General features: G+C 53.5%; 15 protein-coding genes. 9 read left to right on the plus strand and 6 right to left on the minus strand.

All coding sequences use genetic code 11. The annotated features are described in order from the left end of the window. Positions 1–29: 29 nt before the first annotated feature. Positions 30–1,184 (plus strand): ADP-forming succinate--CoA ligase subunit beta, encoded by a 1,155-nt coding sequence (sucC, locus tag J0L72_09935; GenBank protein ID MBN8691090.1) that lies wholly within the window; start codon positions 30–32, stop codon positions 1,182–1,184. Between the two features lie 68 nt (positions 1,185–1,252). Here sucC and J0L72_09940 read toward each other — a convergent pair whose 3' ends face one another. From J0L72_09940 to glmS, 5 genes are all read right to left on the minus strand, one after another. Then, positions 1,253–2,710, minus strand: coding sequence for an O-antigen ligase family protein (locus tag J0L72_09940; GenBank protein ID MBN8691091.1), 1,458 nt, complete (start codon positions 2,708–2,710; stop codon positions 1,253–1,255). A gap of 70 nt (positions 2,711–2,780) precedes the next feature. Continuing rightward, positions 2,781–4,868, minus strand: a complete 2,088-nt coding sequence (locus J0L72_09945; GenBank protein MBN8691092.1) for an AAA family ATPase — start codon at positions 4,866–4,868, stop codon at positions 2,781–2,783. Positions 4,869–5,040: 172 nt separating this feature from the next. After that, entirely contained in the window at positions 5,041–5,811 is a 771-nt protein-coding gene (locus tag J0L72_09950; protein MBN8691093.1) for a WecB/TagA/CpsF family glycosyltransferase, read from the minus strand. A gap of 31 nt (positions 5,812–5,842) precedes the next feature. Continuing rightward, positions 5,843–6,478: a sugar transferase gene (locus tag J0L72_09955; protein MBN8691094.1), complete on the minus strand. Its 636-nt coding sequence runs from the start codon at positions 6,476–6,478 to the stop codon at positions 5,843–5,845. Between the two features lie 223 nt (positions 6,479–6,701). Beyond that, positions 6,702–8,531 (minus strand): glutamine--fructose-6-phosphate transaminase (isomerizing), encoded by a 1,830-nt coding sequence (glmS, locus tag J0L72_09960; protein ID MBN8691095.1) that lies wholly within the window; start codon positions 8,529–8,531, stop codon positions 6,702–6,704. Between the two features lie 109 nt (positions 8,532–8,640). On the opposite strand from glmS, the gene J0L72_09965 reads away from it, so the two are divergent. Genes J0L72_09965 through J0L72_09990 form a run of 6 tightly spaced genes read left to right on the plus strand, consistent with a single transcriptional unit; the run spans position 8,641 to position 13,966 of the window. Beyond that, positions 8,641–9,528: a UbiA prenyltransferase family protein gene (locus J0L72_09965; protein ID MBN8691096.1), complete on the plus strand. Its 888-nt coding sequence runs from the start codon at positions 8,641–8,643 to the stop codon at positions 9,526–9,528. Between the two features lie 6 nt (positions 9,529–9,534). Next, on the plus strand, positions 9,535–10,263 hold the full coding sequence (locus J0L72_09970; GenBank protein ID MBN8691097.1) for an SDR family NAD(P)-dependent oxidoreductase: 729 nt from the start codon (positions 9,535–9,537) through the stop codon (positions 10,261–10,263). Then, positions 10,191–11,651: an FAD-binding oxidoreductase gene (locus J0L72_09975; GenBank protein ID MBN8691098.1), complete on the plus strand. Its 1,461-nt coding sequence runs from the start codon at positions 10,191–10,193 to the stop codon at positions 11,649–11,651. The genes J0L72_09970 and J0L72_09975 overlap by 73 nt, the downstream gene beginning before the upstream one ends. 14 nt (positions 11,652–11,665) lie before the next feature. Next, positions 11,666–12,643: a bifunctional oligoribonuclease/PAP phosphatase NrnA gene (locus J0L72_09980; GenBank protein ID MBN8691099.1), complete on the plus strand. Its 978-nt coding sequence runs from the start codon at positions 11,666–11,668 to the stop codon at positions 12,641–12,643. Continuing rightward, a complete protein-coding gene (gene truB, locus J0L72_09985) occupies positions 12,625–13,494 on the plus strand; it encodes a tRNA pseudouridine(55) synthase TruB (protein ID MBN8691100.1) in 870 nt (289 codons plus the stop codon). Before J0L72_09980 ends, truB begins: the two co-directional genes overlap by 19 nt. Then, a complete protein-coding gene (locus J0L72_09990) occupies positions 13,487–13,966 on the plus strand; it encodes a DUF2752 domain-containing protein (protein ID MBN8691101.1) in 480 nt (159 codons plus the stop codon). The genes truB and J0L72_09990 overlap by 8 nt, the downstream gene beginning before the upstream one ends. Here the strand turns inward: J0L72_09990 and J0L72_09995 are convergent. Beyond that, a complete protein-coding gene (locus tag J0L72_09995; GenBank protein MBN8691102.1) occupies positions 13,943–14,857 on the minus strand; it encodes a pyridoxal-phosphate dependent enzyme in 915 nt (304 codons plus the stop codon). The genes J0L72_09990 and J0L72_09995 overlap by 24 nt on opposite strands. A 93-nt stretch (positions 14,858–14,950) precedes the next feature. Here J0L72_09995 and J0L72_10000 point away from each other — a divergent pair, with 93 nt between their 5' ends. Then, positions 14,951–15,514, plus strand: a complete 564-nt coding sequence (locus J0L72_10000; GenBank protein ID MBN8691103.1) for a hypothetical protein — start codon at positions 14,951–14,953, stop codon at positions 15,512–15,514. 34 nt (positions 15,515–15,548) lie between these two features. After that, the gene (locus J0L72_10005) at positions 15,549–17,372 is read left to right on the plus strand and encodes a redoxin family protein (GenBank protein ID MBN8691104.1); all 1,824 of its coding nucleotides are present in this window, start codon (positions 15,549–15,551) and stop codon (positions 17,370–17,372) included. The last annotated feature ends 4 nt before the right edge of the window (positions 17,373–17,376 follow it).

A 17,376-nucleotide genomic window follows, 5' to 3' on the forward strand; every position in this document is an offset into this window, starting at 1 on the left:
GACTTCATCGGGTACCCTTTTGACCACTTATGAAGCTTCACGAGTATCAATCGAAAGACCTCTTGGCGGCACACGGCGTACCTGTTCCGGGCGGAAAGGTCACTGCTAATGCCGAAGAGGCCACCGAGATCGCCAAGGAATATGGCGGCAAGGTTGTGGTCAAGGCTCAGGTGTTGATGGGCGGCCGAGGAAAGGCGGGCGGCGTGAAGCTGTTTAGCGATGCGGCCGAAGCTGGAGCATTCACCAAGGAGCTGATCGGAAAGAAGCTCGTCAGTATCCAGAACCCGCAAGGCATGATCGTTGAAAAGGTTTTGGTCGCTGAGCAGATTGATATCGCTGAAGAGTATTACTTGTCCGTTTTGATGGACCGTGCGACGAGCCAGCTCGTGGTGATGATCAGCAAAGAAGGCGGGATGGAGATTGAAGAGGTCGCCGAAAAGAATCCAGATGCGATTGTCAAGCTCCAAGTGGACCCTGCATTTGGATTAAGTGATTTCGAGATTCGTGCGGCTGTGAATCAAGCGAAAATTCCTGCGGCTGCTGCTGGCCAAATGGTGCAGATGATCAAGAAACTCGTTGCTGCATACAAGCAGTCCGACGCAGATTTGATTGAAATCAACCCATGTGCACTGACTCCGGAAGGCAAATTGATCGCTGCTGACGCCAAGGTAAGCATCGATGAGAACGCATTGTTCCGACACAAGGATTACGCCGCGACCGCAGATGACAGCGCAGAAGATCCTATCGAAGCGGAAGCTGCTCGAAGAGGAATCGCCTATGTCCGGTTGGGTGGAGACATTGGGATCATTGGTAACGGCGCGGGTTTGGTGATGTGCTCTATGGACGAAGTGAAGGCGGCTGGCGGGAGTCCGGCTGACTTCTTGGACGTCGGAGGCGGAGCGCAGGCAGAACGCGTGAAGAGTTGCGTCGAGCTCATCCTTATGGATGACAACGTGAAGGGGATTTTGATCAATATCTTCGGCGGCATCACTCGCTGCGACGAAGTGGCGAAGGGGATTTTGGCTGCATTTGAATCCATGGAGATCAATGTGCCAGTTGTCGCCCGAATTGAAGGTACTGCTGCCGAAGAGGGCCGAAAACTACTGGAAGGCACGAAGCTGATCACGGCGGCGAGCATGCAGGAAGCTGCTCAGAAGATCGTGGCTGCCGCTTACGGTAAGTAATAAACTCCTAGGAAAAAAAAGAGTCCAGGCCAAATCCGGCCTGGACTCTTTTTTGTCGTTAATTCTAATTAGAGCTGATCGAGTTCGGAGCGAACCAATGCTCTTTGCTTCATTCGGCTGAAGACATTATATTGCTGAGTCATTTCCGACTTGAGCTCCGAAGAGTTTGGCAAGCACATTCCACCAAAGGCGGCGACAAGACAGTTCAACCAAATGTTGGTGAACCCGTTGTTGAGCAGCATATTGTTCCCGAGCAACATCAAAAATGTGAACGTAACAAACGCGACTTTCCTACGTTCCATCGTGTTCGACCGATTTTTGAGCACAAGAAGGGTGCTCAACAGGCCGGTGATCATGATCGGAAGGAAGAGCGCTACAGCAGGATATCCACCCCAAGAAATGAGTAGCAGCAATCCGTTATCCAAATATTGGCCCTGAGTCCATTTGTCAGGCACAATTTCCGTCACACCCCAAACCAGACCATTGTCTGGTCCAATACCTACCCAAGGGCGCTCTGATTCGATACGAAAAGCTTGTTGCCAACCAATCTCGCTTCGATATTTGAGGGTCTTATCTTCACCTAAGTTGGTACTGAAGGCATAACTTAATCGCTCACCTCCAAATATTGCGAGGACACAAATGCTTAGGAAGAAAGCAATGAGATACACCGGGCCACGTTCTTTATCACGCTGGATTAGCATTATCAGGAAGATGATGCCGCAGATTCCGAGCGAGACATACATAATCCGCGATTGAGCCATCAGGGCGACTAGAAGAAAGAAGCTCGCGAGCACAAATTCCCATGGTTTGAGACGCCGCTCCATGAGTCGAGACGCCAAAATCGCCCAACCACCCAAGCAGTGAAATGCGAGCCACTCTGGCCAGGCACCGAGACCAATCGCGCGAACGGAACCCGCCGCGAAGCCATCTGCGTTGAACTGAGTCGCGCCCCAAGCCGTAATGTCATTGTTTCGGTTATAGATTTGCGCGAGCCATAAGAACGGGCCTACTTTAAGGAACTGGAAGAATCCAACTATAGCGCTTGCTGCGAAGCAAACTAACAAGATATTCGTTAGCAGTGCTCGATAGGTATGCCAGACATGAGAGATGAGTGCGGCACAGATATAGTAAATCACCGCCATGATCAAGAAGTAGTTTGATGTTTCGAAGTCGTTTGTACGTCCGAGTTGCGCACCGCTAAGGAACGAACATATCGTCAGCCAGACTTGAATCAGCAGAATGAATCGGACAGGCCAAACGAGCTTGAGTGGCACTCCAAGTCGCCACCAGGTAAAGGTTGCACAGGCGACCGCATTGAACATCAAATAGCGCAACAACTGCGCCAAGATATCGGAAACAGGAAGGAACAGAGGAACGGTCACGAAGATGATCGACATCACGTTCCAATACAACAATCCTCGCGAACTTTGAAGGACGGAAAGCTTGGCGCCTTCGGCTAGCGCGGACTTGTCGAACGGCTTGCGTTCTTGGTCAAATTTTCCGCCGAAGGGTTTGGAGACTGCCATAGATTTGAACTGATTTGCCGAATAGGATCGAATTCAATCCTATTCGGCAAAGGTCGCGATTCAGGTGAGTTTAGGCACCTCGAGAGTATTTTGTTGCATCGCCAAATGCTTCTTCGTTTGCAGAAGCATCCGTGAGCACCAAGTTAACTTCCTTAGATCCTGCGCGGTGGAGAATTTCGTAGCCGTTCGGGATCTGGTTGTAGTTTGTGGTGCTTGCCGAGACAACCATGCAGGTTTCGTCGACGAGTCCGGCAATTCGGGAGGCGTCGGCGAACATATCGCATGGTGGGCAATCGAAGATCACCACTTCGGCTTGCGACTTGAGGAAGTCCATCACGCTCTCAAGTTGAGCCACGGATCGATCAGCCAAAGTCTTGGATGGATCGGTGCCGATTGGCAACACTAAGAGGTTGTCATGGACGGTCGAAGCGAAGACATCACCGGATTCGTTCGACAAGGTGGACTTGTTGAAGATCTCGCTGAGTCCGCTTCGGGCTTCGGCGCCAAATGCCTTGGACGCCAATCCTCGGACTGGATCGCAGTCGACGATGAGCACCTTGGTTCCGGCGTTCGCCAGAGCGATTCCGAATTGAACCGCACTTGAGGTTCGACCAACCGCGTTTCCTACGGCGGTGAACATCATGGTTCGAGGGAATTCGTGATTCTTAGCAAGGAAGGTGTAGGCCATGTGGCGGAACGACTCCCCTGGTTTCGCCCCTGGCTTGGTGTACGATGCAAGACCTTTTTGCTTGCCACGTCCCAAAGCTGGGATGGTTGCCACCACTGGAAGACCGGTGAGGTCGGCCAGTTGCTGGGAAGTATGAACCCGGAGCTTCATACCTTCGACCACGAACGAGTAGATGAGACCGATACAAAGGCCAGCGATCAGGCCGATGAAGATGAACTTTCCTCGGTCTGGAGCAACTGGTTCGATGTATGCCTTAGCGTCCGAAAGAACTGGAGTCACGCGGATACCGGTTTGTTGGCGGCTCTTGAGCTCGTCGAGCTGAGCCTTGACACGTCGGTAGTTTCCGTCGGCAACTTCGAGTTCACGTCGGAACTGTCGAATCATTCGCTCGTCGTTCGGGAGCGACTTCATGCGATTCTGCTGTGAAGTGTAAGCCGCTTCGGCTTCGTTGACTTGCTGTTGCAAGCTGTCTCGCTTAGACCGAGCGATGGCGAGCTGTTGCTCCATCGCTTGTCGCGTTGGGTTAATTTGGTCCGTGTTGCGGCTGACTTGCTCCAAACCGCGCGACTTGACCGACTTGATCTCAGAGTCAATCTTTGCGATTTGGTCGTTGACTTCCTTCATTCGAGGATGGTCATCGTAGTACCGCACGCTGAGTTCTGCACGCTTTCGAATCAATTCGCCGCGTTGGCCTTCGAGCTGCTGCAACTCTGTTGGCTTTTGAACCAAAGAACCATTGCTCACTTTCGCTGGGAACGAACTCATCGACGACTCGAGCGCGGTGACTTCAGCAGAAGCACCAGCAGCCTGTGCCTTGGCTTCATTGAGCCGAGTCAGTGCGTTGGATTCAAGTTGAGTTGCGGCTTGGGTGGTGACGTCGATGTTGACGATACCGTTGGCAGTCGCGTAATCCTTGTACTTTGTTTCTGCTTCGTCGAGTGCCTTCTTTGTTGCGGATTCTTGGGCACTCAAATAGCGCATCGCATTTTGCAGACCTTGGCGACCGTTTTGGGTTCGAAGGTCGTTATAGACTTCGGTGACGGCCTGGGCGATTTCTTCGGCGAGTTTCGCATCGTTGGCGCGGACACGAATCATCGCGACGCTACCTTGGTCTTGTTGAGTGACGCGTTGCTCAGGGGTGAGCACATCGTACATCAAGTACAAGCGAACCCAGTCTCGAACCAGATTTTCATCGTTTCGAGCCGAAGCTGCCTTTCGCAGAGCTTGGAAGAAAATGGTTTGGGAGCGAAGAACCTGAAGTTCCGTGTTCGCGTCGCTAGCCTGACCGACTTCAAGAATTCGCTGAACGTCAGCGGTCAAGGTCATTTGCGACGACGCCACAGTGGCTTCGCCGAGCAGCATTTCAGCTGTTGCTTCGTACACCTTTGGGGTGAACCAGGCGATCAAAAATCCTGTCAATGCGCCTAGGACACCAAAGACGAGTCCTCTTTTGAAGTGAAACTTAAACATAGCTTCTATTTGAATCCGCGGTATTTATGCCGAACAAGTTCGAACTTTGAACTGTTCCCAAGATTGTCAGTTTATCCTAATTTCAGGCGTAATACTGGCAACACCTAGAACATCTTCTCGGTTCAAGACGTGCGGCAAGTCAGGTTTGGACTTAACGTTTTATCGAACTCGACTAAGAATTTGTGGATTTTGATCGAAATGAGTCAAAAATCAGCGCCGTGACGCCGGACCAATATTCGACCAGGTAGCGCTTCCACAGTCGTCGCGGCTCGACGCAAAGTCTAAAGAGCCATTCCAGCCCAGCGCTTTGCATCCATTCGGGTGCACGTGGCAAGAATCCCGCGAGGAGTTCGAACGTGCCACCATTCGGAATGAGGGTAGCTTCGGGGACTCTCTTTCGGAGTTCGATGGCGAAAAGGTCTTGTTTCGGAACGCCGAGTGCAAGGAAGATCAGGGTTCTTCCCTTCATCTGCTCGGCCACTCTGGCGTAGTCCGCTTCGGTAGCTTCGAGACGCTCGTTGTTGATGGCCACTTGTTCGCGCGAATCCATGCCGATCATTTCGAGGGCTTTCATCGGGTCTTTCCCGCCGACGATGCCGATCTTGTTCCCGTCGATGGCGAGGCAGAGATCTTGAGTGAGTTCGACTCCGGTGATGCGCTGAATTTTTCGCTTGTTGGGTTGGCGTTTTCGGCTGGCCCAAACGACGGGCATGCCGTCTGGCACGATGATATCGGCGGTGTTGAGAATCTCTTTGTAGCTCGCTTCCCGCTGGGCGCGAGCGACCATTTCCACGTTTAGCGTGACCATGCGAGCACCCTCGCCGTTTTGGATACGGCGAATGAGCTGATCTCGCACCTCTGCGTAAGATTGGGTGACGACTCGGTAGCCACACACCATTGCAGATGCGAATCCATCTTTGCTAGTTGATAATTCGCTTGTCACTAGAAATACGCTCTTCCTTGGCTCGGAGGCCTTAGTACGATCCTCTGGATTTTAGGACGGCAAATGGAGTTTTTAGTAGCAGTTTAAAATCAAGCATGAACGACATATCTTGGATGTAACGTCGATCCAGCTCCATCCATTCGTCGAACGAGAGATCGCTGCGGCCCATGACCTGCCAGTAGCAAGTGATGCCTGGCTTGACTCGGAGCCGTTCCAAATCCTCAACTCGATATTGAAGGACTTCGTGTGGCAACGGCGGCCGTGGTCCTACAAGGCTCATTTGCCCTGTCAACACGCTGAAAAGTTGTGGGAGTTCGTCGAGGCTCAATCGGCGAAGGTGCCGCCCGATCGGGGTGACTCGCGGGTCGTTCTTCATCTTGAAGATCGGACCATCTTTCTCGTTTTGTTGCACGAGTTCAGCCTTGAGCTTATCGGCATTCAGCACCATGGTGCGGAATTTCCAGAAGGTGAACGGTTCGCCGCAGAGTCCGATTCGGGTGCTCTTGTAGAAAACAGGGCCTCGATCGTGGAGCTTGACGAGAAGCATGACGACGAGGAAAACGGGCGATAGTAACACGATGAGGACGGCTGCCCCGATGATGTCAAAAATCCGCTTGATGTGTGCGTACGGCACATGAACTGCGTCTAAATTGACGCAGTTTTCCAACCGGGTTTGGGTTGTTTGTGCGTCTTCTTTCAGTTCGATCACGGGTTCCTTGATATTGCTCGCGACGTTTCCTTTCAACTTGTGTTACCTCCAGGTTGAATCGACTCGTTGGCTGATCCTCAACTCGGTAGTGAGCAGTCTCGCTACACGATTGGGAGTATACAACAGCCTTTGAGGCGATCCCGGAAGAAGTTAATACAAATTCCGTGCCAAACCAAGATGCTTATTCAACAGTGACACTCTTTGCGAGGTTCCTGGGTTGGTCAATCTCGAGCTCATTTAGCCGCGCGGTGTGATAAGCCAGTAATTGTAACGGCACGACGCTCAAAACAGCGGATAGGAACTCGGATTTAGAGTCTGGAATCTTGATCAACGAATCCGCGACACCGTGGAGTTGAGAATCGGAATCGGTCGAAATTGCGATCACATCCCCGCCGCGGGCTTGAATCTCTTTGATGTTACTCGCGAGTTTGTCGCGCAGGTGCGCTTGTGTTGCTCCGACCACGGCGAAGACACCCTTTTCGATCAGTGCCAGTGGGCCGTGCTTCATTTCTCCTGCCGGGGATTCTTGAGTTGGCACGTAAGCGATCTCCTTCATCTTCAGGGCGCCTTCGAGAGCGACAAGCGCGTCCGCACCTCGCCCAAGGAAGAAGATCAGCTTTGCATCCTTCATTCGCTCGGCGACCTTGATGATCTCGGGTTCTCGTGCGATAGTTTGGTCGATCAGATCGGGGAGTTGCTGCAAGTGGCGTGTAAGTTCTTCAACGCGCACACCGGGAGTTTCTCGGATGCTGGCAACGTGCAGGACCAGCAAGGTGAGTGCAATGACTTGCGCCACATAGGCTTTGGTGCTCGCGACGCTGATTTCGGGGCCAGCTTGGGTGATGATGCTTCGATCGCAGTCGCGGGCGATACTGGACCCTAATACGTTCACGACGCCTAAAGTCCGGATTCTCCGCTCCTTACATAGCTTGAGTGCTGCCAGCGTATCGGCGGTCTCGCCGCTCTGACTGATGAAGACGGCGAGCGATTTGGGGCTGAGCACGGGGTCGCCGTAACGAAATTCTGAACTGTAGTAGACGTCGGCGGGCAGTCGCAGCAAGTTTTCAAACAAGTGCTTTGCCATCAGTCCCGCGTGGAAACTCGTGCCGCAAGCCACCAGGACAACGCGGTCGATTTCGTTCCAAACGTGGTCGTTGAAGATGTTCTCGAGGTGAGCGCGGCCCTTGTCGTCGATTCGGCCTGCGAGACATTGACGGACAACCTGTGCCTGCTCGTGGATCTCCTTGAGCATGAAATGCTCGTAGCCGCCCTTTTCTGCGGCTTCGATGTCCCAATCAATATGGGTGGCTTCTACCGGCATCGGCTTGCCGTCGATGTCCATGATCTTGACTTCTTCTGGAGTGAGGACGGCGATTCGGTCGTCTTCGAGAATCACGACTTCTCTGGTGTATGGCAACAGCGCAGGGATGTCACTCGCAAGCATTGTTTCGCCTGTTCCGATGCCGATCACCAACGGGCTAGCATTTCGGGCGCAAACGATCTTGTTCGGCTCTTTGCGGCTGATCACCACAAGGGCGTATGCGCCATGTAGTCGGCGGACGGCGCGGCGCACGGCTTCTTCCAGAGTGATTCCGTCTTGATACTCGGCTCCGATGACGTGAGCGGCGACTTCGGTGTCGGTATCGCTTTTGAATTCGCTGCCGTCCCTACTCAGGTCGGCCTTGAGTTCTAAATAGTTTTCGATGATTCCGTTGTGAATGATCGCAACTTGCTCGAATTGGTCAAAGTGCGGATGCGCGTTTTCGTCGGTCGGAGCTCCGTGGGTGGCCCAGCGGCTATGAGCAATGGCGAGATGAGCATCGTTAATGCCGTCTGCAAATGCCCCGGTGAGGTTATTGAGCTTCCCCGCGCGCTTGATGACTTCGATGCCCGCGCCATTTAAGAACGCCACTCCCGCGCTGTCATAGCCACGGTATTCGAGTCGTTTCAGTTGATCGAAAACGACTTCGATCGCTTGTTTGGGTCCTACGTATCCGGCAATTCCGCACATGTTATTGGGGTCTAGGATATCGCATTTTTGCGGGTGGCACTCGGTTGGCACGTTGTATGCGGCGTCATTTGGCATCGAAACCCGTCTAAACGGGTAGAACAATTCGCTCATGCCGCTTGCCGCTGTCCTCCGCCTCCTGCGTCCAAAGCAGTGGGCCAAGAATTTCTTGGTCCTGGCGGCGTATTTGTTTACGGCCAGTTGGCAGGATCCGTCACGGACGAGCTTGGTGCTAATCGCCTTCGGCGCGCTTTGTATGCTCAGCTCAGCCTCGTACGTTTTTAATGACTTAGCGGACGCCAAGGCCGACCGATTGCACCCGCGAAAGAAGCTACGGCCAATTGCGTCTGGGCAATTTTCTTCGGGCGTCGCTATCGGGATTGGAGTTGCGCTGATTGTTGGGGGATTCGCATTATCGGCACTTCTGCCGAGTGGCGCACAGGTAGCGCTTGCGTTTTTTGCGATGATCCAGCTCGCTTACAATTTGGGCCTCAAACGAGTGGCGATCCTCGATGTAATGGTCATCAGCCTGGCTTTTGTCCAACGTGCCGTGATCGGAGCGATGGCGATAGAAGTGGCGATTTCCGGCTGGCTTCTCTTCTGTACGGGAGCGTTTGCCCTGTTCCTTGCTAGTGTCAAACGACGTCAAGAGTTGCGCGCATTAGGCACAGATTCGATGACGCGAGCGACTTTGGCAGGCTATTCCGAACGGTTTTTGGATGCGATGGTCATCGTTGCTGCATCTTTTGCGGGAATTTCATACGGCATCTATTCGATCGAGAGTGACACTGCTCGGCTGCATCCTTCCCTGATTTTGACGACGCCGGTCGTGGTGTTTGGAATCTTGCGGTACCTTTATCTTGTCTTTGGTCGCGAAGAAGGTGAGGAACCTGAATCGGTGGTGTTTAAGGACCCACAAATGGTGCTGAGCCTGATTGCGTTTTTGTTGGTTGCGGTGTTGGCAATGAGGGGATTGAAGCTAGATTTCCTAGCTTCCTAGTTCGACATGGCAAAGTTTCGGCGCGCAATTGTGGTTGGGGGTACTTCTGGACTGGGGTACGAACTTGTGTTACAACTGCTCCAGCGCAAGTGCCGTGTTGCTGCTATCGGACGAAACATTGATTCCCTCAAGCCATTGCAGAGAGTCCATGGCGACTTACTGATCTCTGTGGAACACGATGTTCGGGACTATTCGATGGTGCCGGAGTTGTTCCAACAGTTGTGCGGTGAGCTTGATGGGCTGGATTTGATCATTTACTGTGCCGGCCTGATGCCTCCGGTTGCGATCAACGAGTTCGATTTTGAGAAAGATCTCGGAATGATCGAGACCAATGTCTCGGGTGCGGTTGCTTGGATCAATCAGGCAGCGCTCAGGTTTCAGAACACTCGGCGGGGGACTATCGTTGGGATCGGAAGCGTTGCGGGAGATCGAGGAAGAGCGGGTCAACCGGTTTACAATGCGAGCAAGGCGTTTTTGCATGTTTATCTCGAATCGGTTCGAAATCGGTTGGCGAAGCACCGCGTGAGAGTGACGTCCATCAAGCCTGGACCGATGGCGACCAACATGACCGCGCATTTGGATCAGCGGAAAATGATGACGGTCGACGAAGCGGCAACCCGGGTACTGAAGTTGGCGGGCAAGCAGGGCGAATTCTATTTGAATTGGAAGCACATGGTCGCGATGGCGATCATCAAGCGACTTCCAGGGTGGGTTTTACGGCGCATCCGTTTGTGAGTTCCGGCGAGCCGATGCGGGTTTTGCCGGCAGAATCGGTGCGTTGGCTGAGCGGATTCGGAAATCCTGCCGGTTCTGCGGCGTATGTTTTCGAGCCGCGCAACGTCGAGGAACTTCGATATCTCTTGGCTTCAGCGCGGGCCGCTGGCAAGCAGGTTGTCTTGCGTGGATCGGGACGTAGTTATGGTGCTCCAAGTGTCCTCAGCGAAGGTCTCGCGATTTCTCTCGCCAAGATGAACCGATTCTTGGGGATCGAGGATGGCATTGCTCTGGTTGAAGGTGGCGCGACGCTCTCGGAACTGTGGCGCGCTTCTCTTCCCAGACAATACTGGCCCGAAATCGTGAGTGGGACTGCACTTCCGACCGTTGCTGGTGCCATCAGCATGAATATCCACGGCAAGAACGCGTTTAAGGCTGGGACTTATGGGGAGCAGCTGGTAGGGATAGAGCTTCTTCGTCCGAACGGCGAGTTGGTTCGGATGTCTCCCACTCACCCCGAGTTTTGGGCGGTTGTCGGCGGGGCGGGCCTATTTGGGATTGTTGTTCGCGCTTGGGTCAGAGTTCATGCGGTCCCGAGCGGCGGTGTGCAGGTTCATGCCCGGTCGATCAAGAGCCTGAGCGAGCAGTTTGAGGCGTTTCGAGAATTCGGTGCCAGCGCGGACTACATGGTGAGCTGGGTTGACTGTTTTGGAGGCGGTCGTGGGCTTTTTCATGCGGCGAACTACGCCGAGACAAAGATCGGATTCGATCCCGCTAAGCAGCTTCCGGCCGGACGGATTGGGAAGGTGATGCCTCGCGACCAAGCGTGGAAGTTGCTCAAGCCATTCACTAACAAGTTCGGCATGCGGACGGTCAATGCGGTGAAATATGGTCTGGGCCGCGCTTTGTCCAGTTCGAAGCCGCACGTCGAATCACTTGCCGCCTTCAATTTTTTGCTTGATTCTATGCCTGGCTGGGAGCAGAGTTACGGCGAGTCTGGGCTGATGCAAATTCAGATTTTCGTTCCTGAAGACCGCGCCGAGTTGGTCTTTGGCGAAGTGATCGAGATGCAGAATCGCATGGGACTGGTGAGTTTTCTCGGCGTGATGAAAAAGCACAAATCGAGCCCAGCGCTGCTGGATTATTCGGTGGATGGCTACTCGCTGGCGATGGACTTTCCGCGTTCATCCGATCCTCGGCTATTGCAGGAATTGGGGATCAAGATCGCCGATTTTGTTATTGCATCGGGCGGCAAATTCTATTTGGCGAAGGATGATTTGCTGACGCCAGCACAATTCGAGAAAATGCACGGGATAGAGGCGGTTCAGCGCTTCAAATTGATGCGCGAAATTGCTGATCCAGAGCGGCTGCTGAGTAGTGAACTCGCCAAACGATTGAACTTAGCCTAGGTATTCTGGATTTGATGCCGTTTGATTCTACGCTCGCAGAGCGATTTGACTTGCTCCTCAGCCAAGCTCAGCGGGTTTTTGTGGCGTGCCACCTAAACCCGGATGGTGATGCGCTGGGCTCTGCGCTTGCCATGAGTCAATACTTGCAGCATCGCGGAGTGCCGCATGAAGTGCTTTGCAACAACGATGCCCCATTTAACTTGAAGTTCCTGCCAGGCGTGACCAAGGTGACGTTGCAACCGAAGGGAGAGCAGGCAGATGTTGCGATCGTTTTGGACTTAGACAGCTTCGATCGTTTGGGGCGGGTTCGGCCCTACATCGAGGCGGCGGATACCGTTATTTTGATCGACCACCACGTTCCGCATGAAGCACAAGGCGACTTGCGGATTGTCAACGTGGAATCGCCAGCCACGGCGCTTGTCGTGCATCAACTCTTTAAGGCGGTCGGTTATCGCCCTTCCGCAGAAGCTGCCACTTGCCTGCTAACCGGGATCGTAACGGATACCGGTAGTTTTAGGTTCCGAAACACTACTGCGGAGGCGCTTCACGCTTCGGCTGAGCTTTTGGAATGCGGTGGCGATTTGGCGTTGGTCGGGCGAGAGGTTTACATGAACCGACCGCTGAAGAGCATTGAACTCGTCGGACGGACGCTGAGCAATATGCAGTTGGATCTGGACGGCAAACTGGCTTGGTCGGTGTTGACGATCGATGATTTTTCAGAATTTGGTGCGGAGGAGCAGCACACCGAAGGGCTCGCGAACGAACTACTTTCCATCGACACGGTTCATATTGCGGTGATTATTCGTCAGCCCACAACTGGGAAGGTTCGTGCGAGCATTCGAAGCCGGGAGCCGTATGATGTGAGTAAGGTCGCGCAGAAATTTGGTGGCGGGGGTCATCGCAATGCGGCGGGATGCACTTTTGATTTGCCCATCGAACAGGCGGAGACCGAACTTATTGAGGAGATTAAGAAATGCTTGGAATCTTGCTGATTGATAAGGAACCTGGAATGACTTCGCATGACGTTGTGGCGAAGATTCGGCGCAAACTCAATACAAAGCGAGTGGGACATGCTGGCACTCTCGATCCGATGGCGACGGGGCTGCTGGTGATTGCTGTTGGCCCTGCGACACGCTTTTTGCAATATCTGCCGCTTGAACCTAAAGAATACGAATTTAAGGTTAAGTTTGGGCAAGAAACCAACACTCAAGACGCTGAGGGCGAAGTGGTCGCTACCAAGGATGTGCCAGGAAACTTGCAAACTTTGGTCGATGAGTTTTTACCGAAACTGGTCGGTACGATCGAGCAGATTCCGCCGATGTTCTCTGCGGTGAAGAAGGACGGCAAGCCCTTGTATGCGCTTGCGCGGCAGGGTGTGGAGATCGAACGCGAACCTCGACAAGTGACCATTTTTAAGCTTGAAGTTTTTGGATGGGAGGGTGAACAGGCGTGGTTCCGATGTCAATGTTCGGGCGGAACGTACGTGCGAACTTTGGCGCATGATCTTGGACAAATGGTGGGTTGTGGTGCTCACGTTACGGAGCTAAACCGTGTACAAGTTGGCCGGTTTCAACTTGAAGATGCTGTGCAACTTGGTGACCTTATTCCTGAAGATTTGATTCCTCTGGAAAGCGCGCTGTTGCCACGCCCGATTGTCAAGCTTGATGCGCGTAGTGCGGCGCTTGCCTACAACGGTCAACAGGTGGCGGTGCGGCCTGTGCCCGATGCTGATTTTGTTGCAATCGCCGAAGCGTCAGGGCGCGTCTTTGGAATGGCGAAGGTCACCGAACACGGATTTTTGCAGCCCGAGTGCGTGATTCCTGCCGAAGCGGTTCATGGTTAAGTTCGATCCGGGATATTCCAAGAAGCAGTTGGCGGGCCATTTGCAATGGTTTGTTTCCTGGGTGATTGTCACCGGGTTCGCGCTCTACCTCTCGCCTGATCCTGCTGGACATGGCACACACACACACCTTGGCTTGCCCGCTTGTCCTTCGGTTAGCCTTTTTGGCCGGCTGTGCCCTGGCTGCGGATTGACGACTTCGTTTACGGCAACACTCCACGGACGGTTCGACCTCGCCTGGCAAGCGAACCCGTTCGGAACGTTGTTTTATCTGTTGTTCACGATCAGCGCGATCGGATGCGGGATTGGGTACTGGCGTGGGAGTCGGTTCAATACGGACGCTCGGCCAATCCAGGCGTTTATGGGTGTACTCGTGGCGCTTTACCTCGGATTTGGCGTCTGGCGATTTACGACCCAGCCGGTGCCGACGTTGGAATCTCAGCTCAATAAGTTAGGTGTTCAGGTTCGGAATTGAACCAAAGAGTGCCGGAATTCCGCCAGTGTGCCAGAAAAGCACTTTGCCCCTGAGTTTCCCCGTTGTCGCGAGATGGATCAAAGCTGCGAAAGCCTTTGCAGTGTAGATCGGGTCCAGAAAGATGCCTTCTGTTTGGGCTAGGTTTTTGAGGGCAATCATTCCCTCTTCACTTGCGATTCCGTATCCTGCACCGACGAAGTCCAGGTTCACATTGAATTCCTCGGCCGTAATCTTAGGCATGCCGGTTTCACGAGCGAGGCTTTCGCTGAGGGCGGCGAAGTCGTGGACAATTTCGGGTTCTGGATCGCACGCGATGCCAAGAACTTTGGTCTTCGAACCGTGTAATGCAGTAGCCAATCCGACGTGGGTGCTCCCTGAACTGCTAGCAAACACGATGGTATCAAACTCCTCGGCCAGCTCGAGTGCAGCTTGGGTGAAGGCGTATGCCCCCAAAAAGTTACTCCCTCCAACCGGTATGTTCATCACCTTTTTGCCTCCGGCTTGGAGTTCGGCGCAAATTTTGGCGGCGTAATCGTAAAGAACTTCCCAGTCGTCGTCTGGGAAAAGGTGCAAGTTGATACCGAGGATCTGGTCGAGTAGGATGTTGCCATTTCCTGGTTCGACCGCTTCGACTTCGATCTTTTCGGCGCTGGAGTCGAACGGGAGTTGCATGATGGCGGCGTGGCACTCGATGCCGCAAACAGAGCAGGCCGCACCCAGTTGCCGGATAAAGTTGCTTTGCGCGGCGCCACAGGTAACGATGGCCTCGATGCCATCTGCGACCGCTCTTGCCATCAAATATTCCAATTTCCGGCCTTTATTCCCTCCAAGAGCGAAACCAGTGAGGTCGTCGCGCTTTATCCATAAGTCGATGCCCAATTTTTCGCTCATCTTCGGGAGAGGATGGAGCGGTGTTGGCAGACAGACCAGTGGAAGGCGCGGAAAACTCACGAGAACAGAGTACCAAAAGCCATAATTGCGAATATGAACTCTGGGAAAAAGAAAGCAGGCAAGGTTGTGCTCGGCATTGTGGTTGCAGGGCTCGCTGTTGCTGGGTATCTGTTCGGCCCGACGGTAGCTGCATTGTGGAAAGCCGGCTTCTTTTCAGATGTGAAAAAGTCAGAGTACGTCGGAACCAGCAAGGACAATCTTCGCCGCCTTTACACCGCGATGATGCTATATCACGAGAGCGAGGGGCAATTCCCTGCTGCAGAAGGTTGGATGGATGCGATTGAAAACCGTCTCCAAACGGCGGATTTGAAGGATGGTGAGGGCAAGAAGAAATTGCACAACCCGTTGCTGGGCGAAGATTCGTACGGTTACGCGATGAACTCTCTTGCAAGCGGCAAGTATGTGGACGATCTTCCTGAAGGCAAGAAGACCATTTTGCTCTTTGATAGTTCGAAGACGAACCGGGATGCGAGCGGTGATCCAAAGGTGGATGTGCCGAATCCTGCGCGGCAGGGTGGAAACCTCGCGATTCTAGCGGACGGGACTTTGCTCGTCGACGGGAAGCCGGAAGTAGCACCGGCCCAAAGTGCCAAGTGAACCTTAGACCTCTGGCGAACGTTTTAGGTGATAGATGAAGAGTTGGTGGCTTTTGGCAATGGTGGCGAGTTTGCCTCTCACGATGGCGTTTGTTTGGCATCGAGGAGGCGCGCGGCAAGAAACCGAAGTTTCGATCGTTCGTACCGCTGATCTTTGGAGTCCTGCCGAAGCTGGGATTGGGCGATTTGTGCCCCCCGCTTCCCTGCCTGATCTTGCCGGAAAAGCGACGAACTGGACTCAATTTGCGGGTAAACGCGGCACCGTGATCCTGCTGACCAGTGCGACCTGCCCTGTCAGCAAGCGCATGACTACGGCAACCATTGATCTGGCGAAGAAGTATCAAATACAAGGATTCGGCTTCGTGGTAGTCAACGTCGCTCCTGACGAGGATGCCAAAGAGATTTCGGCTCAAAAGAGCCGGCTCGGACTGCCCTATTTGGTGGACAAAAAGGGTGAATTCTCGAAGACACTGGGTGCGAAAACGACTACCGAAGTTTTTGTGGTGGACACTGCGCGAACGCTGCTCTACCGCGGCGCACTCTCGGATCAATATGGAGTCGGCATGGTTTCCGATTCGGCGCGCAACCCCTACCTGGCGGATGCCCTAGACCAGATTGTGCGCGGGGAGCCGATCACCATTGAAGCGACCCACGCTCCTGGATGCGCTCTGGCGAGTTCGGAGTCTGTCCCGAAGATCGCCGGCGTGACGTACACCCGCGAAGTCAGCCGGATTTTGCAGCGCAACTGTGTGAGCTGCCATCGACCAGGTGGAGTTGGGCCGTTTCGGTTGGACAACTTCAAGGATGTCAAGGCACGTGGGCCGATGATCGCTGGGGTCACAAAGGATCGCATTATGCCGCCCTGGTTTGCGAATCCGGCAGAGGGACAACCGAAATGGGCGAATGATCGCAGCCTGAGTGAGTCGGACATCGCGACGCTGCAATCTTGGGTGCAAGCAGGGACTCCTGAAGGCGATCCGAAAGACTTGCCAATCCCCGTCAAATATCCATCCGAATGGACCATCGGCAAACCCGATTTGATCGTGCAGTTGCCTCAGCCGGTGCCGGTGAAGGCCGATGGATTCATGAATTACGTCAATATCACAGTGCCGCTGAACCTCACTGAGGATAAGTGGGTGACTGCGACGCAAATTCTCCCTACGGACCGAGCCGTGGTCCACCATGTTTTGGTGTTTATCACGGAAAATGGACGGCGATTCACTTCAGACGATGAAGGAGTTTCGGGCTTTTTCGCGGGATATGTGCCGGGGACGGACTCGTTTGTGATGCCTGCTGGACTGGCGAAGAAACTTCCAAAGGGGTCCCAACTTCGGTTCCAGATTCACTACACTCCGAACGGAGTGGCCACCACTGACCAGCTTCGATTGGGACTCAAGTTTACATCCGAGCCACCGAAGCAGGAATTGAAGACGGTTGCGCTCGCAAATCTGCGATTTGAGATTCCGCCATTTGATCCCAATCACCGCGTCGAAGCAAGGTTGAAGGTGCCTTTTGATGCCGAAATTCAGACCTTCATGCCGCACATGCACGTTCGTGGAAAGGCGTATCGTTACGAGGTGATTTTGCCGTCGGGTGAGAAGAAGTTGTTACTCGATATTCCGCATTACGACTTCAATTGGCAGCTGCAGTATGTGCCGATTGAACCTATCAAAGTGCCAAAAGGGTCCTCCCTCATCGGGACGGCTTGGTTCGATAATTCTAAAGAAAATCCAGCCAATCCGAACCCGGCCGCGACGGTGCGGTTTGGCGATCAAACCTATGAAGAGATGATGCTAGGATATTTCAACTATACTGGCGGAACCGGACGACTTCGAAATCGTTTGTTCGGTGGAAACTGATTTT

This window comes from Armatimonadota bacterium (assembly GCA_017303935.1).
GTDB lineage: Bacteria > Armatimonadota > Fimbriimonadia > Fimbriimonadales > Fimbriimonadaceae > JAFLBD01.